This is a genomic window from Streptomyces sp. NPDC004561, assembly GCF_053602155.1.
The window spans coordinates 19,443-43,326 of sequence record NZ_JBSGDB010000004.1 but is presented as its reverse complement, the minus strand read 5'-3'; the positions used below and the strand labels follow the sequence as shown (position 1 = coordinate 43,326).

Sequence of the window (23,884 nt, the reverse complement as noted above, 5' to 3'; positions counted from 1 at the left end):
CGCTCATGCCAGACCAACGAAGCACCGAGCGAAAAGCCACGAGTTAATTCTACAGCTCGATCACGGACACGGAGTCGGCGAAGAAGTTGGTCACGTAAAGGCGCGTCCCGTCCTGGTTCACCGCCACGCCGCGCGGGCCGTCAGTAACCGGGATCGTGTCGACCACCGCAAGGGTAGAGGTGTCGATCACCGATACCAAGTCGAAGGGGAAGTGCGTCACGTAGAGGCGAGTCCCATCGTGACTCACTGCCATGCCGTAAGGCCCCTCGCTGAGCCGGATCGTGTGGACCACGGTCTCGCTGGAGAGGTCGACCACCGACACGCTGTGTGAGAAGTAGTTGGTTACATAGAGGCGGGTCTCATCTGGATTGACCGCCACACCGGTCGGGAAGTCGATGCCCTGGATCACGGCGAACACGGGTTTGGCGAACGCGTCCGTCACTAGTACGGAGTCTTCCAGGGCGAGAGTCAGATAGACGCGGCTCCCGTCCGCGGCCGCTGCCACGCCGTACGGCGAATGCCCGAAATGGCTGTCGGTTGAGAGAAACTGGGGGAGTTCGATGTCCACCAATGCGTGCTGGCTCGGACTGGCGACGTGAAGGCGGCGTCCATTCGGGTTGAGAGCCACGCCGTATGGCCCCTCGCTCGCCTGCGTCGTGGCGATCACAGCCGCGCTGGAGGTGTCGATCACCGATACAGTGCCGGGCTTGAAGTTGGTCACGTACAGGCGAGTTTCATCGACGCTAACCGCCACGCTGTGGGGGCTTTGGCCAGCCGGGAGTCTCTTGGCGGCTGCGGCAGCGCGGAGGGGCGTCTCCGGAAGCGCCCGGCGCACATGCAGACCCTTCTCCTCCGCTCGTGCGAACAGACGATCCAGTGGTTTGTCGGTGACATCAGAGGTGGTCATGCGACGTCCTTTTTATTGTTGATTGAATAACCAAGATCTCGTAGATCTAGAGTGGGCCACCATGAACTCATCCGCAGCTCGGTCGTGGCGTGGAAGCGCATCGCGGAGCGCGGGCCGTGGTGCGCGTTCTTCTGACGTCAATACCGCAACCGCCCCGCCTCGGAGGGTCTCCGTTGTCACACAGATTCGAGCCCCATCTGGAGTAATCAATACCACTGAAAGACACACCGGCCACTGATGTTGTCGCCAGACCCAGTGAGCCTCCTTCGGGCATCAACCAGTCGCCTCCAAGTCAGGATGCCGCGTCCTGTTGCGACCTCTCAAGAGTGACCCACGGGGCAAGGTGGAGCAACCTGACGGCTCCGGTTCGGAGGCGTCACCGTGCCGATGGCACCATCGAGTGTTAGCGTCAGCGATTGCAAGACCTCATACCAGACTCAAAGGAAGATGAACGGAGAATGGGTAAGGAAATGAGCTGTTTCGACAGCACTGAAACATCCGGGCTGCTATCTCAGAACTGGGTTATTCCCCCCACCCTGTCACAGGGGACGACTTTCCGCATCTCCGGATTCGCTCGATCTGGTCGCCCGACATCCGAAATGCTAAATTATCTTACCGCCCTCATGCATCAGGTACAGGACCAAGAAGTGGAAATTGGGCGAAATGCGGTCGCACCCCAATGCCCGAACCTCGACAGCTGTCACGCATTTGATCACGGTGGTGGCGGCTGTCCGAAACTAAATTTCTGCGTTACTTTCAAAAAGTATATGTAGCTTTAGACGCGATAGCTTTCTCGCCAGGAGAAGACGAGCAATTCATGGATGAAGAAAAGAGTTCCGTGGATCTCGAGGTTCCCGGGTCAGATTCTGCGGACTGGCTGCTGCCTCCTCGCGTGTCTGCGGACGCGGGACTGCGGTCGACCAGCTCTGTTCGGGCAGGCCGCCTGACACCGGAGGTAATGAATTTCCTCAACGACTTCATGGCCCAGGCGGAGGAACAGGACCAGCGGGGCCCGCAAAATCAAAGTCTAGGATCTATGCCGTGGGCGGGTGTAGCGTGTCCAGTCCTCAAAGACTGTGGCACGTACCACAATGACGGCGAGCAATGTCCAAACCTGCATTTCTGCGGGACCAACAAGAAGTATCAGTGATTCTGATCCGGAAGGACCGTTCCTGTGGCCTCCCGTTTCCTATTCTGCCCGCTGGCATCGCCTGGCCACGTCTTCCCGATGATCGGCATCTCACTCGAACTGGCTCGTCGGGGCCACAGCGTCGCGTTCGCGACCGGAACCCGGTTCAACGACCTCCTCCGCCGGGAGGGTATTCCACGAATTCCCCGAGGCCCTCACGACGGCGATTCTTTCCATCTCGAGACGTGGTGGGAGCCCACGAGCATCGCCCTGCAAGCCGGTCATGTCCTGCATGCCGTCTCGGAATTCGGACCCGATGTCCTCATGTGCGGCCAACTCAGTTATGGACCCATTCTCATCGGTGAGGTTCTTGATCTTCCGGTGGCAATCCTTGGATTCGCCACGTATCTGCTGCCCAAGCCCAGGAGGGAGAAGGGGCAAAGTAACGGAAAAATGAATGAGGCCGAAGAGCGGGCCGCTTGGCGGCTGCAGTCGATGTCCGAGAAGATGCATGAGGCCCGAGACTTTCTCCACATGCCGCCCCTTTCTTCGCGTCAGGCTGCCGATTTTCTGCTTGGTGATAAGTTTCTACTCCAGTCAGTTCCGGAGTTGGAACTCGGAGCCACGGACCTGCCCCCAGGAGTGCACTTTGTTGGGTCTTGTGTGTGGGAACCCGGGGAGTCTGACGACGAACTGTCAGAGTGGTTGGAAGTCACGCGAGAATCTGGCCCTGTCATCTATGTGCAGCACGGCCGTCTGTTCGATCTAGGAAACTTCTGGAATGCCCTGGCCGAGTGCCTCGGTAACGCGGACATTCGCGTCGTGGCCTCGATCGGAAGAATGGGCGGGAAGCCGATCAACCCCCCACCCTGCAATTTCTTCGTCCGGCCTCACATCCCCCAGAACCAGGTTCTCCCCCACGCGACATTGGTCATCAGCGCGGCCAACACCACCGCTGTCCTAGGAGCCCTGTCCCATGGTTTACCACTCCTCCTCCTTCCAGGCGGCGGTGAACAGTTGGAGGTGGCTGCCATGTGTGAACGCATGGGAGCAGCCTTGACTCTTGACCCTGGAGGTGTCACTTCCGAATCGATCGAAGCGGCCCTCCATGAAATCGGCGAAAAACCCCGATTCCGGACCTCAGCCAAACAGATCCAATCCCGTCTATCAAAAATGGATGGGCACCGTCTCGCGGCTGACCTCCTGGAGTCCCTCACTGAAGAAAGATAACCTCGCAAGGACAGCAGAGAGAGGAAAACGATGGAAGAAACGAAGACGGATACGGACGGGCACCCCAAGGAGAACGGACCGGCCGATCGCGACTGGGTGGTTCGGCCAACCATGCCGAACGGGACCAGCATCGAACTCGCCAGCTTCACAAAGTCCGAACATGTCACCCCCGACATGTTGGAGCTGTTGCAGCAGCTCATGACCCGCGTTCAGGAATCCGAGCTGGGAGAAGGGGCCGTAGACAGTCTATTCGATAGCTCGTGCCCGGAACTCAAGAGTTGCAACACGTTCAACCACGGCGGTGGTGGCTGCCCCAAGCTCGAAAGCTGTACGACATTCAAAAAATCGTTGCCGGAGTAATCCCTTTCCATGCCGGATCCAACCATCAGATGAGGCCATAGTGCGAGAGTCCCGCTACAACGTTTGGGTGGAGCGACCTGATGCCGCGTACGTTTTTAACGCCCGCAGCGGCGCCCTCCTACGCATCCCGGCGGAGCAATGCATGGCGTACCGCTCTTTCATGGCCGGCGATACCGAAGCCGACTGTCCGCCGAGCCTTCTGGCCAATCTGATCGCGGGCCTCATGGTCGTACGCGACGATGCCGATGAACTGCAGGGTCTAGAAAATCGCTATCACGCCAGCAGGAATAATAGCGCGCATTTCGCACTCACCGTGGTGACCAGCCTCGGATGCAACTTCTCATGTCCCTACTGCTTCGAGGAGAAATATCCATCACTACTCCACGAAGATGTGCAGGAACAAATCCTGGGAGTCCTAAACGCGCAGCTTCCGCACATCAAGTCCTTCCAAGTCACATGGTTCGGTGGCGAGCCCCTCCTGGGAAAGAGATCGCTTCTTCAGCTGTCGGACGCGTTCATCGACCGCTGTGACGCAGCAGGGGTGCACTATGGCGCCAGTATCGTGACCAATGGGTATCTGTTGGACGAGGAAACCTGCCAGGAGTTGGCGGACCGGCGCGTCTCCAATGTGCAGGTTGGCATTGACGGCCCACCAGATGTACACGACCGGATGCGTCCCCTCAATAGCGGAAAGGGGAGTTTTCATACCATTCTCGCCAACTTGCGCACGGCGGTCGACCATCTCGACATCGCAGTGCGGGTCAACATCGACAGCGGTAACGCCTCCAAGGTGGAGGAGCTCTTCAAGGTGCTCGCAGACGAGGGTTTTAGCGGGAAGCTAAGCGTCTATCCGGGACAGATCGTCGGCGTACAGCAGAACGTGCGCGCACCCTCCGCGAGCTACCGTGGGTGCCTCTCTAACGCAGAGTTCGCACGCGAGGAGCGGCGCTTCCTGGACCTAGCGGCGCGGTACGGCCTGTCTGCACCGGGCCTACCCTCGCCGGCGGGCGCGCCCTGTACCGCCGTAAGGGCGAACGAGCTTGTGGTGGGCAGCAGAGGCGAACTGTACAAGTGCTGGGACTCGGTTGGTGACAAGAACGAGGTAATCGGCGACATCCGTGACTACGCCAACCCCAATGGTCGACTTGCCAAATGGCTCGCCTACAACCCCTTCCAAAACCAGGAGTGCCGGGGATGCATCGCTCTCCCGGTGTGCATGGGTGGGTGCGCCCACCACGCCTTCGATGATCTTCTGTACGAGAACCGCTGTGGAACGTTCCGCCATACCTTCCAAGAGCAGGTGAGCAGGTTCGTCGACTTCGCAGAAGGCAAGCAACTCGCCGGGCTGACCAGCATCACGCGGCTAACTCGGTCGATGGAGGCCGCAGAGAACCGCTCCTGAGCTCCTGTAGTACTCCAGCCGTAGATCGTGATCGCTGCAGGTGCTCGCCGGTGGCGAGACGGTCCAGTGACCGTCGTGGCCCGCGCTCGTCCGGGGTTGTTTGTGTCAGGCGTTGGGTCAGACCTCAACGGGCCAAGTCTGTTGGCGCTCCACAGGACCGTGTGCAGGTGCGTTCACCTGCGTTCATGGAGGGCTGGCCACCATTTCCACGGGGTTGCCGAGGCTCGCATGAACGGCCGCAAACGGAGACGAATGAGGGTGTGATGACCGCTGAGGGCCGCTCTCTTCCGGCCCACCCGCCGCTGTTGATGTCCAGGAGTACTGCTTCGGCTGCGCCCCAATCTCACTCATGAAACCGTCGGTACCGTCGGGAGGCGGAGGATTCTGCTTGCTGGCGCGGGTACTCGCCGTCCTCATGCCTAGGCGTGTAGAGAGTCTGGAAACTCTGGGTGATGGTGTTGACCGCAGTATCCGATCGGTTTTCATAGCGAGTTGAGTCGGAGACACACGTATTACTGGCACCTTCGTCGTGCCACTCCGCGAGAGCCACGTCTCCCTGGGGCGCCTTGACGGCACTGGTGGCAACCACGGGTGGTGAACGGGGGTGCGGAGGTTGCACGGGTCGGGGTTGCGCTCGCAGAGGGTTGGACCGAGGCGCTCTTCACGACCACCGTTGGGGTCACTGTTACCGTGCGGGTCACCGTCGGCCTTGGCGCGCTAGTAGCGCACCCCTCCAGGCAAAGAAGCACGACGAACACCCCCAGGGACGCCCCAGGGACGGATAGAGGAGGCTGTCTGAGTCGTCGCAAACGCGACACAGCATCCCCTTCGAAGGGCGCCGGAGGATGGCGAGCAAATTCTTGCAGGTTGTACGTGGATCCGGCAGCGGAGGGCCCAAAAAGCCGTTGAGTCCCTTCCCAAGCAGGAAGAGGGCTCAACGGCTCATGCAGTGGCATACAGCCTGCACAGGGCCCTCAGACTCACTCCACCTCAGAGACGATCTCCGGGTGCCTCCAGGGCCCGGCAGCGGCGTCCGGGAGGACACCGGCGGCGCCGACGGGCGAGGGACCGAAACGCCGACCGCAGCCAGCGCAGCCAGCGCAGCCGCCACTTCCTCCTCGTTCACCCCCGCCAGCGCCACAACCACCCGATCGAGCCCCTAGCTCACCTCAGTGCGCGTGACCACTCGAAGCCGGCGTCGGACCCGCGTTCTTGACCGTCAGAGGCAGCAGTTTCTTACCGGTCGGGCCGACCTGGATCTGCGTGTCCATGGCGGGACAGGGAGTCATCCACAACTCACACAGGCCCCCGGAAGCGGGCTGCTGTACGCGGCTGCCGCGCCGACCACCGCCTTAGGAGTTCGGCTCGGTCGTCGCTCATGCCCTGCGTCTCGCGTTGAACTGCCGGCGATCGAACGGGGACGTCTCCGCCGACGGGACAACTCGGCAGCACCCCGACCGGCAGAGTGCGGCGGCGAAGATCCCTTGAATGGGCGATGCTCGGCACCGGCCGTACCTGTGATGCTGGACCCGACGGCCCGGCCACCGGCACGGCAGCGCCCATCACCAGGAGTGACTGCCTCATGAACACGATGCGCGCAGTCCGCGGACACCGGCGCGGGGGCCCCGAACAGCTGGTCTACGAGACCGCACCGCGTCCCGAGCCCGGCTCCGGCGACGTCGTCGTCGCGGTACGGGCCGCCTCCATCACCACCGGAGAACTCGCTTGGGAAGCCACCTGGACCGACAGCTTCGACGGATCCGGGCGGGACCGGACGCCCGTCATTCCCGCGCACAAGGTGTCCGGCGTCGTGGTCGAGCAGGGGGCCGGTGTCACGACTCCCGCCGTGGGTGCCGAGGTGTACGGACTCATCCCGTTTCTGCGTGACGGAGCCGCCGCCGAGTACGTCGCCGTGCCGGCCGGGGTCCTCGCCGCCAAGCCGGAGGGGCTGGACCACCAGAGCGCGGCGGCCGTCCCCCTGGCGGCGCTCACGGCATGGCAGGGACTGGTCGGCCAGGCCCACCTGGAGCCCGGCCAGCATGTCCTCGTCCATGGCGGCGCCGGAGGCGTCGGCTCGTTCGCCGTACAGATCGCCGCCGCCCTGGGCGCGACGGTCACCGCGACCGCCTCGGCCCGCGACACCGAGTTCGTCGCTGGCCTCGGCGCCCACAACGTCATCGACTACGCGAGCGGCAGGTTCGACGACCAGGTGGCCGACGTGGACGTCGTGTTCGACACGGTGGGCGGCGACACCCAGACCCGCTCCTGGGGCGTTCTGCGGCCGGGCGGCGTCCTTGTCAGCATCGTCGCGCCCCCCGACCCCGGCGCGGCCCAGGACCCTGCCACACGCGGAGTGTTCTTCGTCGTCGAGCCGGACCGCGACGGACTCGACTCGATCAGCGAGCTGATCACGAGCGGACGGCTGAGCCCGCAGATCGACCGGTTCGTTCCCCTCGAGCAGACCCGCGCCGCGTACGAGGCGCTCGAGAAGGAGCACCGGCGCGGCAAGATCGTCATTCACGTCGCGGACGGATAGCCGACCGCGGCCCCGCAGGCATACACCGTGGCGCCGTGGAGTGGCTTTCGTCTCTCGGGCCGACACCGCAACCTGCGTCCACAACCCAGGACTTCCCTCAGCTCGCTCGCATCCCGCGCACACCCCTACGGACCCGCAGCCGGAAACGGCGCCCCCTCCATCCCGGTGCCGGCCGATCCCCCGCCGGAGGCATCGTTCTGACCGCAACCTTGCATGTCCAGGTCTCGGCTCAGGGCCGTAGCTCGCTGCCGCCCCAGGGGCCGGCTCACGAAATCACGCGCCATCGAACACCAATGAGCCCCCTTTCCAGTCAGGAAAGGGGGCTCGCGGGGCTGCGCGGTCGCGGACAGGCCTGGGACGACCTCAGACCCACTCCACCTCGGAGACGATGTGTGGAGCGCTTCCAGGGCCCGGCAGCGGAGTCCAGGACGAAGCCGGCGGCGCCGACAGACGAGAACTCGAAGCACCGGCCGCAGCCAACGCCGCAGCCACCTCCTCCTCACTCACCCCCGCCAGCGCCTCAACCACCCGATCGAGTGCATCGCTCACCTCAGTGCGTGTGACCACTCGAAGCCGACGTCGGACCTGCGTTCTTGACCGTCAGAGGCAGCAACTTCTTGCCGGTCGGGCCGATTTGTATGGCCGTGTCCATCTGCGGACGGATCGCGCAGTTGAGGCAGGGCCCAGAAAGGCAAGCAGAGCACACGGCCAGGTGCTCTCAGCGGTCCCCCTGGTTGACGAAATAGCCCACGACAATGAGCACGCCAAGGACGCCCACGCCGAAGATGCCGAGGATCGTCCAGATCCCCTTCCCGTCCATCGCAGAACGCACCCCACCAGCGAGGCCACCGACAGACATGCACATACCCAGGACAACCGACCGGGAACTCTGGGGCCTCAACCAGTGCCGCAGGTCTGGGCGGCGGCGCCCCAACGTGGGTGGGCCGGCAGAGTGCGTCATCAGTACCTCACCTTTCCCGGTTCGCCCGGGGCATCCACATGTGTGTCGCCCGGCGCCTTGGGCGTGTAGTAGAAGTCGATCCCGGTCGCGATCACAGCGACCGGCACCCCGAATATCTTCTCTCCGACCTTGCCGATCGTATTAATAAACGTGGGGCGATGGTGTTTGCCGCGCACATCGCTCAGGAGCGCTCCCTTCGAGAGGTGCTTGCTGGCCTCGCCGCCCGCCGCGGACGGAGCGCCGCCGATCAGGCCCTGAATCGCACCGTTGATGTCTCCGTGCAGAAGCGCCTCGCCACCGTCCATCCAGGAGCGGTAGCTGAGGAACTCGGCAATGAGCTTGATGGTTCCGCTACCCCATTTCGCGGGCGGCGTGTACTCCTCTGAGTCCGTCGTGTTCTGCAGCTCCATACGGGCGTCGGTTTTCGCATCCTTGAGGGAGCCGTAGTAAGTGCTTCCGAACTCATGCCTGTTCTTGGCGAGTTGCCGCAGGCCCCAAGAGCAGGTCGAGTCCGCTTCCGCAGCCCGACCGAGGATGGCATCAATGCGACGCTGCACGGCATCGAGGTCGCCCTGCGTCACCACGATCTCTGGATCGCCGTGCGACATGCGAGGAGGCTGTGGGCTGCGCGTCAGCGAGCCGTCGGCGTGGATCGTAATGCCCTCAGGCGGGTTCCCACAAAGACTCTTCAGGTCGTCCCTGGCCGCCTTGATCTTGTCGTGGGCGGAACTCAGCAGGTTTCCGATGGACTCTGCCTCAGTGACGGCGTCGGTGAACTCATCACACACCCGGACGACGAATGCCTTGGTGACGGTGGCATTCTCGCCCTTCCACTCGGTGCCCTGGGCCAGACTGCGCATGCCCCCCAGCCTCTTTGGCTACTTTCTTCAGCAAGGCCGCCGTGGCAGCCCAGTCGTCAGCTGCCGACTGCAACGACGAGAGATTGACGTGAAGAAGTTCTTCGAAGGTCGGCACCGCTCCCCCTGTTGTTCACGGCGTCGTCGCCGTGGTATCCGGACGGCCCCGGTCCACTTGAGAGGCCCTCCCTTCCGCGTACTCTGGCCGGCCGTCCCATGATGGGACCTTCCGCCTTCGGCGTCTGAGGCACCACGTCATCTGAAGTCGGCGGTGGCACGTCCAGATACTGAGAGATCCTGGAGGCGCTGATCCGCGTCGCGATGAAGTCGTCGTCCCGCCGCGACGACTTCACCGAGTAGTCCAGATGGTTGGAGATCTGAGCGCAAGCGTCGACCAGCACCTGCAACTGCGCTTGCCAGCCCCCGTCGGCCTCTGCCAGCGCAGCGCCCATGTCGAAGCCATCGTTCCCCAGGCTCTTCGCAGCCGCCTGGCTGTGCGACTGAGCATGCTTGCCGGCACTCGACAGATGCTGGTGCAGCAGGAAAGCGGGTCGGCTATCGGAGCCGACGACGCTGTTGGTACCGGTCAAGCCCGGTAGAGGTTGCTTCGTTCCACCTGCTGTGGGGCGGGTATCCAATGGCGTGTGCGGTCGTGGGCGGTCCGCCTCGTGGCGCCGATACCTCAGACCCACTCCACCTCGGAGACGATCCGCGAGGCGCTCCTTGGGCTCGGCAGCGGAGTTCGGGAGGGCGCCAACGACGCAGACGGGCGAGGGGGCGAGGCGCCGAACGCAGCCAGTGCAGCCGCCACCTCGTCCTCGCTCACCCCCGCCAGCGCCTCAATCACCCGATCGAGTGCCTCGCTCACCTCAGTGCGTGTGACCACTCGAAGCGGGCTTAGGACCAGCGTTCTTGACCGTCAGAGGCAGCAACTTCTTGCCGGTCGGGCCGATTTGTATGGCCGTATCCATCTGCGGGCAGGCATCCGTCTACAACCGCAGCGGCTCCGAGCGAGCCCCCGCGTGCGACGGATCTCATTCGGTCAGGTTTACCTTGGGCCATCCCTGGCGCAAGAAGATCACGCGCAAGGCGTCGGCGATGCGTGTGTGCTGCGGTGAGGCGCGTAACGATGGTGCCGTGCGCGCAAGCCAGTTCGCCCATCGGTGCAGCGTGAGTTCCAAAGGCCTCGGGTGTATGCAGATTGCCGGTTCCATGCGGCGGAAGGGGCAGCCGGTGCAGGTCTCCCCAGCGGCAGTGCGGGGGAGGCAGCGATCCACCCGCCCTCGATGATGTGTCGGATGTGCCGGGTCACACCGAGCGGGGCTGAGCAGTGGGGAGCCTCGATGTGAAATACATCGCCAGGACAGAGGCGAACGCGAGGATCGCGAGCGCTGCGCGAAGGCCGTCCAACCGGGCGTCGGCGTTGGCCTCCAATGCGGCCTGGGTCACCTTTTGATTCGTGCCCGCTTCATCGAGAGCGGTCTTGAGCTGGGCGTCCGACAGAAACGTCGCACCACTCTGAAGTTTGATCACCGCCTCGTTCGTCACCCTGGCCGGAACGGCCGGATTCTGCTCGACGTTGGTCAAGAAGGAGGAGGTGAGTACGGCGAGCAGGATCGATCCCGCCAGTGCCGTACCGATGGAGGCGCCGAGGTTGGTGACGGCGTTCTGCACGCCGCCGACTTCCGCACTCTGTTCGTCCGGCACCGCGGAGACGGTGACGGAGCCGAGCTGGGACGCCAGCAGTCCCATGCCGGCCCCGATGAGCAGGAGGGGGACAGTGACGATCTCCGCGCCGGCACCCGTGTCGAGGGCAGCCATGAGTATCACCGCGCCGGCGAACATCGCGACGATCCCGAGCCGAACCACCCGCCTCGGTGAGATGTCCGGGAGGAGACGTGGGATGAGAGTGGCGGCTGCCACCAAAGTCAGCGACAGAGGCAGTAGTCGCGCGCCGGTCGCGAGCGCGGACAGGCCCAGAGCGACGGACAGATAGAGCGGTACGACGAAGAACACGCCCATCATGACGAGGTACTGGAAGAAGAACATGGTCAAGCCGCCGGTGAGCTGCTTGTTGTGCAGCAGGGCCGGATCGATGAGCGGCTCCCGGCGCTGCTCGACGAGGCGGGCCTCCCACGCGACGAAGAGCCAGATCAAAAGCACGCCCGTCAGCATCAGCCACACGACCAGCGAGATTCCGAGCCACGACGGGGCATCGGGCTTCGGCCGGAACCAGCCCCATTCGTCGGAGCGCAGCACCCCGTAGACGAAGGTGCCGAGCCCGAGCGCGGACAGCACGGTGCCGACGAGATCGATGTGTGGACGCTTGTCGTTCGGCACGTCAGCGAGATGGCGAGCGAGCAACAGGATGCCGATCACTACCAGGACCTCACCGGCGAACACCCATCGCCAGGAAAGGTACGTCGCTGCGAAACCTCCGATGAGCGGTCCGAGTGCGATCGCCACGGCACCCGCGGCCGCGACGAGTCCGTAAGCGGCGGCACGTCGTTCGGCGACGAAGTTGCCGGCCACGAGCGCCACGACCGCAGGCAGGATGAGCACCGCCCCGAGGCCCTCCAGGAGTGACCAGCCGACCAGCAGCACGGGGAGATTCGGTGCGAGCGCCGTGGTGAGGGAGCCGCACCCGTAGATACAGCAGCCGATCATGAACGCGCGCCTTCGGCCGATCAGCGCACCGACCTTGCCGCCGGGGATCATGAACATCGCCATTACGAGCGTGTACGCCGTGATGGCGCCCTGGATCCCGGTCACCGTCGTGCCGACATCAGCGGCCACCGCCGCGATCGAGACATTCATGACAGAGCTGTCGAGCGCCATCAGAAACTGACCGGCAGCGAGCGTCAGAAGGACGAGCCGCGCCCTCGCCGAACTCTCGGCAATGCCAGTTCCGGGAGTCATGCGCGCAGCATCTCAGCCTCCCGGGGGACCGACCTTCGACCACGCCACACGGATCAACCGCTTGGCGGGCATCAGGCCGGTCAACTGGTCCAGGAGGAGCACTGCGGTCACTTCCAGTCCATCGCGCCGGGCAGCAAGCGGGGCAGAGGCCCGACTGAAGAGGGGCGGGGCCGGAGCGGCCCCCGGGGACCGGCTTGGCCGGGCCTCAAACCCACTCCACTTCGGAGGCGATGTGCGGAGCGCTTCCAGGGGGCGGCAGCGGCGTCCGAGTGGACGCTGACGGCGCCGACGGACGAGAACCCACGGTGTCGATCGCCAACAGCGCCGCAGCCACCTCGTCCTCGCTCCACCCCGCCAGCGCCTCCATCACCGGATCGAGTGCCTTGCCCACCTCAGTGCGTATGACCACTCGAAGCCGGTGTCGAACCAGTGTTCTTGACCGTCAGGGGCAGGAGCTTCTTGCCGGTCGGGCCGATTTGTATGGCCGTATCCATCTGCGGGCAGACGCCGCAATCGAAGCACGGGGTCCAGCGGCAGTCCTCGACCTCTGTTTCGTCGAGGGCGTCCTGCCAGTCCTCCCAGAGCCAGTCCTTGTCGAGGCCGGAGTCGAGGTGGTCCCAGGGGAGGACCTCCTCGTAGGTGCGCTCGCGGGTGGTGTACCAGTCCACGTCGACACCGAAGGTGGCGAGGGCCTTGTCGGCGCAGGCCATCCAGCGGTCGTAGGAGAAGTGCTCGCGCCAGCCGTCGAAGCGGCCGCCGTCGTCGTAGACCGCGCGGATCACGGCGCCGATGCGGCGGTCGCCGCGGGAGAGCAGGCCCTCGACGATGCCCGGCTTGCCGTCGTGGTACCGGAAGCCGATCGAGCGGCCGTACTTCTTGTCGCCGCGGATCTTGTCGCGGAGCTTCTCGAGGCGGGCGTCCGTCTCCTCCGCCGACAGCTGGGGCGCCCACTGGAAGGGGGTGTGGGGCTTCGGGACGAAACCACCGATCGAGACCGTGCAGCGGATGTCGTTCGAGCGCGAGACCTCGCGGCCCTTCTGGATGACGTGGGTCGCCATGTCGGCGATCTGGAGGACGTCGTCGTCCGTCTCCGTCGGCAGGCCGCACATGAAGTACAGCTTCACCTGGCGCCAGCCGTTGCCGTAGGCCGTGGCGACCGTACGGATCAGGTCCTCCTCCGAGACCATCTTGTTGATGACCTTGCGCATGCGCTCCGAGCCGCCCTCGGGCGCGAACGTCAGGCCCGAGCGCCGGCCGTTGCGGGTCAGCTCGTTGGCCAGGTCGACGTTGAAGGCGTCCACGCGGGTGGAGGGGAGGGAGAGGCCGATCTTGTCTTCCTCGTAGCGGTCCGCCAGGCCCTTGGCGATGTCGCCGATCTCCGAGTGGTCCGCGGAGGACAGGGAGAGGAGGCCGACCTCCTCGAAGCCCGTGGCCTTCAGGCCCTTGTCGACCATCTCGCCGATGCCGGTGATCGAACGCTCACGCACCGGGCGTGTGATCATGCCGGCCTGGCAGAAGCGGCAGCCGCGCGTGCAGCCGCGGAAGATCTCCACCGACATGCGCTCGTGGACCGTCTCGGCGAGGGGCACGAGGGGCTGCTTGGGGTAGGGCCACTCGTCCAGGTCCATCACCGTGTGCTTGGAGACGCGCCACGGGACGCCCGACTTGTTGGGGACCACGCGGGCGATACGGCCGTCGGGGAGGTACTCGACGTCGTAGAACGCGGGGATGTACACCCCGCCGGTCTTCGCCAGGCGGAAGAGGACCTCCTCGCGGCCGCCGGGTCGGCCCTCCGCCTTCCACTCGCGGATGATCCGGGTCATGTCGAGCACGGCCTGCTCGCCGTCGCCGATCACGGCGGCGTCGATGAAGTCGGCGATCGGCTCGGGGTTGAAGGCCGCGTGGCCGCCGGCCAGCACGATCGGGTCGTCGGTCGTGCGGTCCTTGGACTCCAGCGGGATGCCGGCCAGGTCCAGGGCGGTGAGCATGTTCGTGTAGCCCAGCTCCGTGGAGAAGCTGAGGCCGAACACGTCGAAGGACTTCACCGGGCGGTGGGTGTCGACCGTGAACTGGGGGACGCCGTGCTCGCGCATCAGCGCCTCCAGGTCCGGCCACACGCTGTACGTGCGCTCGGCGAGGACGCCCTCCTGTTCGTTGAGGACCTCGTAGAGGATCATGACGCCCTGGTTGGGCAGGCCGACCTCGTACGCGTCCGGGTACATGAGCGCCCAGCGGACGTCGCACTCGTCCCAGTTCTTGACGGTGGAGTTGAGCTCTCCGCCGACGTACTGGATCGGCTTCTGCACGTGGGGAAGCAGAGCTTCGAGCTGCGGGAAAACCGACTCGACAGGCATCTCGCGAACCTTCATGAGCTGACAGGGGTGACCATTCAGCGTAACCCGGCCGAAGGGCTCCCCCGAACGCTCAGAGGGACACCTGGGACCTGATCTTCTTCCACAGGGCCGGCAACTCCGTCTCCGCTGTCGCCGCCCGTTGCTCCTCCCTCCCGTGGAGCAGCCCGTAGGTGAAGGCGTTCTCGCCCGCCGCGTGGGCCACCGCGGCGAGCTCGCGGAGGGTCCGGCGGGCCATGACGCTGTCCTGGTGGTCGCCGAGGAGGGAGGTGAGGGACTTCATGGAGGTGGCGAGGGCGCGGGCGGGGGCGCCGAAGGCGGGGATGGCGGCCTCGGCCGCGTAGCGGGTGCGCTTGGCCTTCTTGCGGGCCTCGTGGACGGCGAGGTCGCGTTCCCCGCCGGGGGGTGTCTTCAGGGCGTGCCCCACCAGGGTGGTGACCTTCGCCAGGTCCTTGTGTACGGCCTTGGTGAGGACCTTCTTGGGTTTTTTGGCGGCCGCCTTCCGCAGGGGCGGGTCGGCGAGGAGGGCGTCCAGGGTGTCCAGGAGGGTGAGGTAGCGGGACGAGTCGAGGACGCCGTTGAGGTGGGCGTGGGCGCCGCCGTGCCGGGTCTGCGCCCAGGACGCGAGGCGGTCGGGGACGCGGCCTGTGACCAGGTCGGGCGGGAGGGCGTCCAGGGCGGCCGTCAGGCGTTCGGCCAGTACTTCCTGGTCGCGGTCGATGCCCAGCTCGCCCGCGAGCCACTTCAGCTCGGTGCCGAGGGGGTCGGTGACGGTCCGGTCCAGGACGCTGCGGAAGGTGCGCAGGGTGCTGCGGGCGCGGCGGGTGGCGACCCGCATACGGTGCACGGAGTCGGGTATGTCGCGGCGTACGGCGGGGTCGAGGTCGACCAGCACGTCCCGCTGGACGCGCAGGTAGGCGAGGACGTGGTCGCCGGCGGTGACCGGTTTCTTGGGCTTGGCCGTCTTGCGGCGGGGGCCGCCGGTCTGCTCCAGGGCGCGGGCCAGCTTGGAGGCCGAGGCGGAGGGTCGTACGCCCGCCTTGCCCAATCGTTTCTCCACCTGGTCGAGGAGGGCCGGGTCGCCGTCGTCGGCGAGTTCCACCTCGATCTCGGTCCACTGGGCGGCCCCGCCCTTGCCGGTGAGGCGCTCGGCGGTGACGGTGTCGACGCTCGCCTCGGCCAGCAGGGCGCCGTCGGCGTCGACCAGGTGGCGGACGTCGCGGGCGGAGCGGAGGCGGACCAGGGGGATCAGCTCGGCGTTCCGGACGCGGGAGCGGGCGAGGGCGGCGATGTCCTCGGGGACGGTGTCGGAGAGCGGGGCCTGGATCTCGTCGCGGACGCCGGGGGCGACGGGGAACTTCAGGTGCCAGCCGGCGTCGGATCCGCCGGTGCGGCGGCGCAGGGTGAGGTGGGCGGCGGCCAGGCGTTCGTCGGCCGTGTCGTAGTAGGTGGCGTCCAGCTCGACCAGGCCCTTGTCGAGGACAGCGGCCACCGCGCCGACTCCGGTCAGGTCGGGCAGCCCGCTGTCGTCGGATTCGTACTTGCGCTCTATCTCGCGTTTCGCATCCGCCATGAACCGAATCTAGTGCGCTGCGGCCCGAAGCGGCAGAGGCCGTTCCGGGTGAATGGCGGGAAAACTCCCCTCCATCACCCTGTGAACGGCCTCGTGAAGTGGCTTGTAGGCCTCACGCCGACATGGGTCGCTGGACCTTGATCGACTGGAGCAGCCCCACCGCCACCCACACCGCGAACATCGATGAGCCGCCGTACGACACGAAGGGCAGCGGCAGACCGGTGACCGGCATGATCCCGAGGGTCATGCCGATGTTCTCGAACGCCTGGAAGGCGAACCAGGCGACGATGCCCGCGGCGACGATCGTGCCGTACAGCTCGGTCGAGTCGCGGGCGATGCGGCAGGCCCGCCACAGGATCACGCCGATGAGGAAGATGATGAAGCCGGCGCCGAGGAAGCCCAGCTCCTCCCCCGCGACGGTGAACACGAAGTCGGTCTGCTGCTCGGGCACGAACTGGCCGGTGGTCTGGGAGCCGTGGAAGAGCCCGGCGCCGGTCAGTCCGCCGGAGCCGATGGCGATGCGGGCCTGGTTGGTGTTGTAGCCGACGCCGGCCGGGTCCAGGGCGGGGTTGGCGAAGGCCGCGAAGCGGTTGATCTGGTACTGGTCCAGGACGTGCAGCTGCCAGATGGCGATGCAGCCGATCACGCCGGTGGCGAGCAGGCCGAAGACCCACCGGTTGGAGGCGCCCGAGGCGAGCAGGACGCCCAGGATGATGGCCACCATGGCCAGGACCGATCCGAGGTCCGGCATGAGCAGCAGGATCATGCAGGGCACGGCCGCGAGGCCCAGGGACTGGGCCACGGTCCGGTGGTCCGGGTACGGCTTGTCGCCCGCGTCCACCCGCGCGGCCAGCAGCATCGCCATGCCCAGGATGATCGCGATCTTGAGGAACTCGGCGGGCTGGATGGAGAAGCCGCCGATCACGATCCAGTTGCGCTGGCCGTTGATCGTGGCGCCGAGCGGGGTGAGGACCACCAGGGCCAGCAGGACGGACAGGCCGTAGAGGACCGGCACCGCGTTGCGCAGGGCGCGGTGGCCCAGCCAGAGGGAGGCGAGCATCAGGGCGAACCCGATGCCGAGGTTCATCAGGTGCCGTTCCAGGAAGAAGTACGGGTCTCCCTGGTTGATCTCGGTGCGGTTGCGGGTCGCCGAGAAGACCAGCAGCGAGCCCAGCAGCGAGAGCCCTACGGCGGCCAGAAGTATCGGCCAGTCGAGTCGGCGGGCCAGCGAGTCGCGGGCGAAGATCCTGGTCCAGCCGGCTCGCTCGGGGCCGTACCCGGAGACGGAGAAGCTGTTCGCGCCGGTCATGAGGGCATCCTCCGGCTTCCTCGCCCGCGGTTCCGGCGTGGCCTTCTGCGGGTGTTGCGGTTGCCCGTGGTGGGCGAGGCGGTGGCGGCGGGCTGCTGGTCGCTGCCGTTGCTCGGGTTGTCCTTCTGGGAGGCCTCGGCGTCCTTCCCCGGGTCGCCGGTGACCTTCGGCGCGGCGATGGTGCCGTCCGTGCGGACCTTCGGCAGGTCCTTCTGCGGCTGCGGCAGCAGCGCCTTCTTGTTGTCGACGGAGCCGTCGCCCTGGACGCCGTAGAGCGCGCTGTAGATGTTGCGCACGGCCTCACCGGAGGCGCCGGAACCGGTACCGGCCTGGGCGATCGTCATGATCACCGTGTAGTCCTTGGAGTAGGTGGCCAGCCAGGAGGTGGTCTGCTTGCCGTAGACCTCCGCCGTACCGGTCTTGCCGTGCAGCGGGATCTTGTCCTGCGGCCAGCCGTTGAACTTCCAGGCGGCGGTACCGCGGGTGATGACGCCCGCGAAGGCGTCGTCCATGCCCTTGAGGGTGGCCTGGCTGACGGGCAGCTTGCGCTGCACCCTGGGCTTGATCTCCTGGACGGTCTTGCCGTCGGCGCTGATGACCGCCTTGCCGATGGTCGGCGCGTACTCGGTGCCGCCGTTGGCGACGGCGCCGTAGATCATCGCCTCCTGGATCGGCGTGACGAGGGTGTCGCCCTGGCCGATGGAGTAGTTGATCTCGTCACCCTCGCGCATCTTGTTGCCTTCGAGGCAGTTCTCGTAGGCGATCTTCTCGACGTAGCTGCCGTCCTTCTTCCCGGACTTGCACCAGGCGTCCTTGTTGGCCTTCCAGTAGTTCAGCTTCCACTGGCGGTCGGGGACGCGGCCGGTGACCTCGTTGGGCAGGTCGATGCCGGTCTCGTGGCCGAGGCCGAACTGGTGGGCGGTCTTGAAGAAGTAGTCCTTCGGCTGGCCCTTCTTGGGGTTGATGCCGCCGTCCCGCTTCCACTCCCGGTCGGCGAGGCCGTAGAAGACGGTGTCGCAGGAGACCTCCAGGGCGCGGCCGAGGGAGATGTCGCCGAAGTTCTCGCCCTCGAAGTTCTTGAAGACCTGGCTGCCCACCGAGTAGGAACTCGTGCACGGGTAGCCGCCGTCCCAGGCGTAGCCGGCCTGGACCGCGGCGGCCGTGGAGACCACCTTGAAGGTCGAGCCGGGCGCGGCCTGACCCTGTATGGCCCTGTTGAGCAGCGGGTAGTCGGAGTCCTTGCCGGTGAGGGCCTTGTAGTCCTTGGCGGAGATGCCGCCCACCCACACGTTCGGGTCGTAGGTCGGGGCCGAGGCCATGGCGACGATGCGGCCGGTCTTGGCCTCCATCACCACGACGGCGCCGGAGTCGGCCTTGTAGTTCTCGCTGGTGATCTTGTCGTACTGCTGGCGGGCGGCCTTCATCGCGTTGTCCAGCTCGTACTCGGCGACGCGCTGTACCCGGGAGTCGATGCTGGTGACCAGGTTCGAACCGGGCTGGGCGGCGTCCGCCTTGGCCTTGCCGATGACCCGGCCGAGGTTGTCCACCTCGTAGCGGGTGACGCCGGCCTTGCCGCGCAACTCCTTGTCGTACTGCCGCTCCAGGCCGGAGCGGCCGACCATGTCGGAGCGCAGGTACGGGGAGCTGGTGTCCTTGGCCTTCTGGATCTCGCCGTCGGTGACGGGCGAGAGATAGCCGAGGACCTGCGCGGTGTTGGACTTGCCGGGGCCCGCGTAGCGGCGCACGGCCTCGGGCTCGGCGCTGATGCCGGGGAAGTCCTCGGAGCGCTCGCGGATCTGCAGGGCCTGCCGGGGCGTGGCCTTGTCGGTGATCGGGATCGGCTGGTACGGCGAGCCGTTCCAGCACGGCTGGGGGGTCTTGGCGTCGCAGAGCCGGACCTTCTGCATGACGTCCTCGGGCTTCATGCCGAGGATCCCGGCCAGCTTGATCAGGACCGCCTTCCCGTCGTCGCGCTGCTTCAGCAGGTCGGTGCGGGAGGCGGAGACCACCAGGCGCGTCTCGTTGTCGGCGAGGGGCACGCCGCGGGCGTCCAGGATGTCGCCGCGCACGGCGGGCTGGACGACCTGCTGGACGTGGTTGCCGGAGGCCTCCTTCTGGTACTGGGCGCCCTCCCGGATCTGCAGGTACCAGAGCCGGCCGCCGAGCGTGCCGAGCAGGGAGAGGACGAGGATCTGGATCACGACGAGCCGGATCTGGACCCGTGGGGTCCGACCGGTCTCGGGGATGTTGGTCACTGCGGCTGCCTCCCCCTCTCAGTGCATGGACGTGTGTACGCGCGGCGCGTGTGTGCGAACCGGCCGCGTGCGTACGAATGATGAACGATCAGTCTGTGAGGCCGCGTTCCGCGAACGCTGACCCGTTCGGGTGAACTGCCGGTGCCGTGCGGCCGTCTGACGCGCGTTCACAGGCGCTTGACCCCCTTGATGCGGCCGACCCGGGCGGATCGGGTGCGGGCCTTGGCCTTGAGCGCGCCGAGGCCGCTGCGCTGGCTGCCGATGCGCAGGCCGGTGCCGGAGGAGAGCCAGCCGGAGGAGATGTCGCTCGCCTTGGCGGTGGTGGTGGTCTCGGTCAGCGGGTCGTTGTCGGCGCGCCGGGCCAGCCACATGATCGCCGGGACCACGAAGGGGGCCAGCAGCAGGTCGTAGAGGGCCGCGGAGAACAGCAGGCCGGGCAGGCCGACATGGCGGGCGACGGTGTCGCCGACGAGGGCGCCGACCCCGGCGTACAGCAGCGTGGAGCCGATCGCGGCGGCGACCACGACCGCCATCGGGCCGGTCGCCGACTTCAGGCGCCCGTGGTCCGGCTTGATGAGTCCGGCGAAGTAGCCGGTCACGCAGAGGACGAGGGCGTAGCGGCCGGCCGCGTGGTCCGCGGGCGGGGCGAGGTCGGCCAGCAGTCCGGCGCCGAAGCCGACGAGGGCGCCGCCGACATGGCCGTACACCATGGCGAGGCCCAGGACGGTGAGCAGCAGCAGGTCGGGGACGGCGCCCGGCAGGTGCAGGCGGGCGAGGACGCTCACCTGGACCACCAGGGCGACGACGACCAGCGCGGAGGAGAGCAGGATCCGGTTGACACGCATGGGGATTCAGCTCCTACTGCTGTTGCTGGTCGTTGGCGGTCGCGTTGGCGGACGGGGTGACGGTGACCGTCACCGTCGGTGTCGGTACCGGTTTCGGCTTGGCCGGGAGGACCTCGTCGCGCGGGTCCTTGTTCGGGGCCGCGACGACCACGCCGACGATGTCGAGCTTGGTGAAGCCGACGTACGGGGTGACGTAGAGGGTGCGGGTGAGGCCGCCGCCGGAGGGGTCGACGCGGGAGACCACGCCGACCGGCACGCCCGGCACGAACGGCTTGTCGGCCTCCGAGCCGAAGGTGACGAGCCGGTCGCCCTTCTTCACCTCCGCCTGGCCGTTGAGCAGTTCCACGCGCAGCGGGCGGTCGCCCTGCCCGGAGGCGAAGCCGAGTTCGTCGCTGCCCTCCATACGGGTGCCGACGGTGAAGTCGGGGTCGTTGGCGAGCAGCACGGTGGAGGTGTCGGGTCCGACCGTGGTGACCCGTCCGACCAGGCCGTCGCCGTTGAGGACGGTCATGTCGCGCTTGATGCCGTCGTTGGCGCCGACGTCGATGGTGATGGTCCAGGAGAAGCCCTGCGCCGACCCTATGGCGATGACCTGGGCGCCCTTGAGGCCGTACTGGCCCTCGCCGGCGATCTTCAGCATCCGGTCGAGCTGGTTCAGCCGGCTGCGGTTGCGGTCGTCGCTGCCGAGTTTCGCCTTGAGGGCCGCGTTCTCCTTCTCCAGCGTGGCGAGCCGGTTGTGCCGGCTGCCCGAGTCACGGATCGCGGAGACGGCGTTGCCGACCGGGTCGACCGCGGAGGACACTCCGTTCTCCACCGGGCCGAACACCGCCGCCGCGGCCTGCCGGGCGCCGTCGACCGGGGAGTTCCGGCCTCCTCGGATGTCCACCGTGATCAACGCGAACGCGATGGCGATCAGCAGGACCAGGAGCAGCCGGCTCTCTTTCGTGTCCCTCACGTGCGGCGGCCGTGCCCTTCCTCAATAGGAATTCGGGAGCCCCTTTGCGGTGCGATGTGTGAAACGCAAACCGACAGGGCCCATTTGGGGGAGCTTATGCCTCGAATCAACGATCCGCCGTACGAGAGGAGAATGTCTCGTACGGCGGAATCGAAGTGTTACGTCATCTGCGCGGCTGGGCGTCGAGGACCTGCTGGAGGGCCTCGAACTCCTCGACGCACTTTCCGGATCCGAGCGCGACGCTGTCCAGGGGGTCCTCGGCGATGTGGATCGGCATGCCGGTCTCCCGCCGCAGCCGCTCGTCGAGCCCGCGCAGCAGGGCTCCGCCGCCGGTCAGAACGATTCCTCGGTCCATGATGTCGCCGGACAGCTCCGGCGGGCACTTGTCGAGGGTCGTCTTGACCGCGTCGACGATCGCGTTGACGGGCTCCTCGATCGCCTTGCGGACCTCGGCGGCCGAGATGACGACGGTCTTGGGCAGCCCGGACACGAGGTCCCGGCCGCGCACTTCGGTGTGTTCGTCGGAGTCGAGTTCGTACGCCGAACCGATCGTGATCTTGATCTGTTCTGCCGTGCGCTCACCCAGCAGAAGGCTGTACTCCTTCTTGATGTACTGGATGATCGCGTTGTCCAGTTCGTCACCGGCGACCCGGATGGACTGCGCGGTGACGATGCCGCCGAGCGAGATGACCGCGACCTCCGTGGTGCCGCCGCCGATGTCCACCACCATGTTGCCCGTGGCCTCGTGGACCGGCAGGCCGGAGCCGATGGCCGCGGCCATGGGCTCCTCGATGATGTGCACCTGGCGGGCGCCCGCCTGGGTGGACGCCTCGATGACCGCGCGGCGCTCGACGCCCGTGATGCCCGAGGGCACACAGACGACGACTCGCGGACGAGCCAGGTACCGCCGCTTGTGGATCTTCAGGATGAAGTAGCGGAGCATCCGCTCGGTGATCTCGAAGTCGGCGATGACGCCGTCCTTCAGCGGCCGCACGGCAACGATGTTGCCCGGCGTCCGGCCGATCATCTTCTTCGCTTCGGCGCCGACCGCCAGGATGCCACCGGTGTTGGTGTTGATCGCGACGACGGACGGCTCGTTGAGTACGATCCCGCGACCCCTGACGTACACCAGCGTGTTGGCGGTCCCGAGGTCGACAGCCATGTCACGGCCGATGAACGACATTGAGTTCCCCATCCGGATTCATCTGGCCTTCCTGAGCTTTTGAGGGCATATCAGGTCGGCGAGGCGGGTGCTGTGACGTGAAGGCCTCCATCGTAAACGGGCCTGCACGAACACTGCGCGAGGGTCTCCGCCATTGTCACCAGATGGCGGGCCGCCTCGCTTCTGGAGACGGGCGTTCGGGTTCGCTCGTTCCCTCAATCGCCGGTACCCATGCATAAAAAGTCGGGCCCGGGGACGGGTCCCCGGACCTTGACTTCGCGACTGCCGCGGGCGTTACGCGCGGCCGGGGAAGAAGATCTTCACCTCGCGCTCGGCGGACTCCTCGGAGTCCGAGGCGTGGATCAGGTTCTCGCGGACGATCACGCCGTAGTCGCCGCGGATGGAGCCGGGCGCGGCGGCGATCGGGTCGGTCGGGCCGGCGAGCGCGCGCACGCCCTCGATGACCCGCTCGCCCTCGGCGATCAGGACGACGACGGGGCCGGAGGACATGAACTCGACCAGCGGCTCGTAGAAGGGCTTGCCGACATGCTCGGCGTAGTGCTGCTCCAGCGTGGCCCGGTCCAGGGTGCGCAGTTCCAGCGCGGTGATCTGCCAGCCGGCCTTGCGCTCGATACGGCTGATGATCTCGCCGGTCAGGCCGCGACGGACGGCGTCGGGCTTGAGGAGGACGAGGGTGCGCTGGCTCACGGGGGGACTCCTTAGGACGGACCTTCGCGGTGGGACGAGGTTACAGGGCGTGCCGGGCCGCCGGTTACGCAGCGTCAGCCGTGGAGGAGGCGCTCTGCGCGGCGAACCGGGCCTTGGCCTCGTCGACCTTCCGGCCGAAGTGCACCGAGGCCCACCACAGCGCCGCGAACACCGCGCCCATGAAGTACATGGTCGGGACGAAGACGCCGGAGGCGATCAGGGCGATCTGCAGGGCCCAGCCCAGGGCCACCCCGCCGGGGCGGGTCACCATGGCGCACAGCAGCACGCACAGCAGCATGGCGATGCCGCTGACCAGCCATACCGTGGACACGGACAGGCCCGGGTCCTTCATGGCGACGAGTCCGGCGAACCCGATGACGAAGAACTCGCCGATCAGCGTGGACGAACAGAGCGTACGCATCCTC

At 66.4% G+C, this 23,884-nt stretch carries 17 protein-coding genes; 4 read left to right on the top strand and 13 right to left on the bottom strand.

Going from position 1 to position 23,884, the window contains the following annotated elements; all coding sequences use genetic code 11:
• Positions 1-49: 49 nt before the first annotated feature.
• Positions 50-907 carry a YncE family protein gene (locus ACWEN3_RS01155; RefSeq protein ID WP_452964055.1) on the bottom strand — a complete coding sequence of 286 codons (858 nt, stop codon included), beginning with the start codon at positions 905-907 and terminating at the stop codon, positions 50-52.
• 1,174 nt (positions 908-2,081) lie between these two features.
• On the opposite strand from ACWEN3_RS01155, the gene ACWEN3_RS01150 reads away from it, so the two are divergent.
• The 4 genes from ACWEN3_RS01150 (at position 2,082) to ACWEN3_RS01135 (ending at position 7,564) form a co-directional block, all read left to right on the top strand.
• Positions 2,082-3,266: a glycosyltransferase gene (locus tag ACWEN3_RS01150; RefSeq protein ID WP_452964052.1), complete on the top strand. Its 1,185-nt coding sequence runs from the start codon at positions 2,082-2,084 to the stop codon at positions 3,264-3,266.
• Between the two features lie 30 nt (positions 3,267-3,296).
• On the top strand, positions 3,297-3,626 hold the full coding sequence (locus ACWEN3_RS01145) for a hypothetical protein (protein ID WP_452964050.1): 330 nt from the start codon (positions 3,297-3,299) through the stop codon (positions 3,624-3,626).
• 142 nt (positions 3,627-3,768) lie between these two features.
• Positions 3,769-5,028 carry a radical SAM protein gene (locus ACWEN3_RS01140; RefSeq protein WP_452964047.1) on the top strand — a complete coding sequence of 420 codons (1,260 nt, stop codon included), beginning with the start codon at positions 3,769-3,771 and terminating at the stop codon, positions 5,026-5,028.
• Positions 5,029-6,610: 1,582 nt separating this feature from the next.
• Entirely contained in the window at positions 6,611-7,564 is a 954-nt protein-coding gene (locus ACWEN3_RS01135) for an NADP-dependent oxidoreductase (RefSeq protein WP_452964044.1), read from the top strand.
• A gap of 960 nt (positions 7,565-8,524) precedes the next feature.
• On the opposite strand, the gene ACWEN3_RS01130 is transcribed toward ACWEN3_RS01135, so the two are convergent.
• From ACWEN3_RS01130 to ACWEN3_RS01075, 12 genes are all read right to left on the bottom strand, one after another.
• Complete coding sequence (locus ACWEN3_RS01130) at positions 8,525-9,385, bottom strand: hypothetical protein (RefSeq protein ID WP_452964042.1); 861 nt, start codon at positions 9,383-9,385, stop codon at positions 8,525-8,527.
• Positions 9,386-9,441: 56 nt separating this feature from the next.
• A complete protein-coding gene (locus tag ACWEN3_RS01125) occupies positions 9,442-9,972 on the bottom strand; it encodes a hypothetical protein (RefSeq protein WP_452964040.1) in 531 nt (176 codons plus the stop codon).
• A gap of 718 nt (positions 9,973-10,690) precedes the next feature.
• A complete protein-coding gene (locus ACWEN3_RS01120) occupies positions 10,691-12,301 on the bottom strand; it encodes an MFS transporter (protein WP_452964038.1) in 1,611 nt (536 codons plus the stop codon).
• A 392-nt stretch (positions 12,302-12,693) separates the two neighbouring features.
• Positions 12,694-14,655 carry a TIGR03960 family B12-binding radical SAM protein gene (locus ACWEN3_RS01115; RefSeq protein WP_452964036.1) on the bottom strand — a complete coding sequence of 654 codons (1,962 nt, stop codon included), beginning with the start codon at positions 14,653-14,655 and terminating at the stop codon, positions 12,694-12,696.
• 70 nt (positions 14,656-14,725) lie between these two features.
• On the bottom strand, positions 14,726-16,225 hold the full coding sequence (locus tag ACWEN3_RS01110; RefSeq protein ID WP_452964034.1) for a CYTH and CHAD domain-containing protein: 1,500 nt from the start codon (positions 16,223-16,225) through the stop codon (positions 14,726-14,728).
• Between the two features lie 112 nt (positions 16,226-16,337).
• Positions 16,338-17,534: a rod shape-determining protein RodA gene (gene rodA / locus ACWEN3_RS01105; RefSeq protein ID WP_452964032.1), complete on the bottom strand. Its 1,197-nt coding sequence runs from the start codon at positions 17,532-17,534 to the stop codon at positions 16,338-16,340.
• Positions 17,531-19,789 (bottom strand): penicillin-binding protein 2, encoded by a 2,259-nt coding sequence (gene mrdA / locus ACWEN3_RS01100; protein WP_452964030.1) that lies wholly within the window; start codon positions 19,787-19,789, stop codon positions 17,531-17,533. Before mrdA ends, rodA begins: the two co-directional genes overlap by 4 nt.
• Before the next feature lie 167 nt (positions 19,790-19,956).
• Positions 19,957-20,634: a rod shape-determining protein MreD gene (mreD, locus tag ACWEN3_RS01095; protein ID WP_452964028.1), complete on the bottom strand. Its 678-nt coding sequence runs from the start codon at positions 20,632-20,634 to the stop codon at positions 19,957-19,959.
• A 13-nt stretch (positions 20,635-20,647) separates the two neighbouring features.
• A complete protein-coding gene (gene mreC / locus ACWEN3_RS01090) occupies positions 20,648-21,589 on the bottom strand; it encodes a rod shape-determining protein MreC (protein ID WP_452964026.1) in 942 nt (313 codons plus the stop codon).
• A 163-nt stretch (positions 21,590-21,752) separates the two neighbouring features.
• Positions 21,753-22,772 carry a rod shape-determining protein gene (locus ACWEN3_RS01085; protein ID WP_046421714.1) on the bottom strand — a complete coding sequence of 340 codons (1,020 nt, stop codon included), beginning with the start codon at positions 22,770-22,772 and terminating at the stop codon, positions 21,753-21,755.
• A gap of 273 nt (positions 22,773-23,045) precedes the next feature.
• Positions 23,046-23,459: a nucleoside-diphosphate kinase gene (gene ndk / locus ACWEN3_RS01080; RefSeq protein WP_452964024.1), complete on the bottom strand. Its 414-nt coding sequence runs from the start codon at positions 23,457-23,459 to the stop codon at positions 23,046-23,048.
• A 64-nt stretch (positions 23,460-23,523) separates the two neighbouring features.
• A complete protein-coding gene (locus tag ACWEN3_RS01075) occupies positions 23,524-23,880 on the bottom strand; it encodes a DUF4233 domain-containing protein (RefSeq protein WP_452964022.1) in 357 nt (118 codons plus the stop codon).
• Positions 23,881-23,884: the final 4 nt, after the last annotated feature.

Coding starts and splice junctions, on each gene's coding strand:
- ACWEN3_RS01085 (WP_046421714.1), bottom strand. CDS start 22,772: ATGTCGTTCATCGGCCGTGACATGGCTGTCGACCTCGGGACCGCCAAC.
- ACWEN3_RS01145 (WP_452964050.1), top strand. CDS start 3,297: ATGGAAGAAACGAAGACGGATACGGACGGGCACCCCAAGGAGAACGGA.
- mreD (WP_452964028.1), bottom strand. CDS start 20,634: ATGCGTGTCAACCGGATCCTGCTCTCCTCCGCGCTGGTCGTCGTCGCC.
- ACWEN3_RS01135 (WP_452964044.1), top strand. CDS start 6,611: ATGAACACGATGCGCGCAGTCCGCGGACACCGGCGCGGGGGCCCCGAA.
- rodA (WP_452964032.1), bottom strand. CDS start 17,534: ATGACCGGCGCGAACAGCTTCTCCGTCTCCGGGTACGGCCCCGAGCGA.
- ACWEN3_RS01140 (WP_452964047.1), top strand. CDS start 3,769: ATGGCGTACCGCTCTTTCATGGCCGGCGATACCGAAGCCGACTGTCCG.
- ACWEN3_RS01155 (WP_452964055.1), bottom strand. CDS start 907: ATGACCACCTCTGATGTCACCGACAAACCACTGGATCGTCTGTTCGCA.
- ACWEN3_RS01110 (WP_452964034.1), bottom strand. CDS start 16,225: ATGGCGGATGCGAAACGCGAGATAGAGCGCAAGTACGAATCCGACGAC.
- ACWEN3_RS01075 (WP_452964022.1), bottom strand. CDS start 23,880: ATGCGTACGCTCTGTTCGTCCACGCTGATCGGCGAGTTCTTCGTCATC.
- ACWEN3_RS01120 (WP_452964038.1), bottom strand. CDS start 12,301: ATGACTCCCGGAACTGGCATTGCCGAGAGTTCGGCGAGGGCGCGGCTC.
- ACWEN3_RS01130 (WP_452964042.1), bottom strand. CDS start 9,385: ATGCGCAGTCTGGCCCAGGGCACCGAGTGGAAGGGCGAGAATGCCACC.
- ACWEN3_RS01115 (WP_452964036.1), bottom strand. CDS start 14,655: ATGCCTGTCGAGTCGGTTTTCCCGCAGCTCGAAGCTCTGCTTCCCCAC.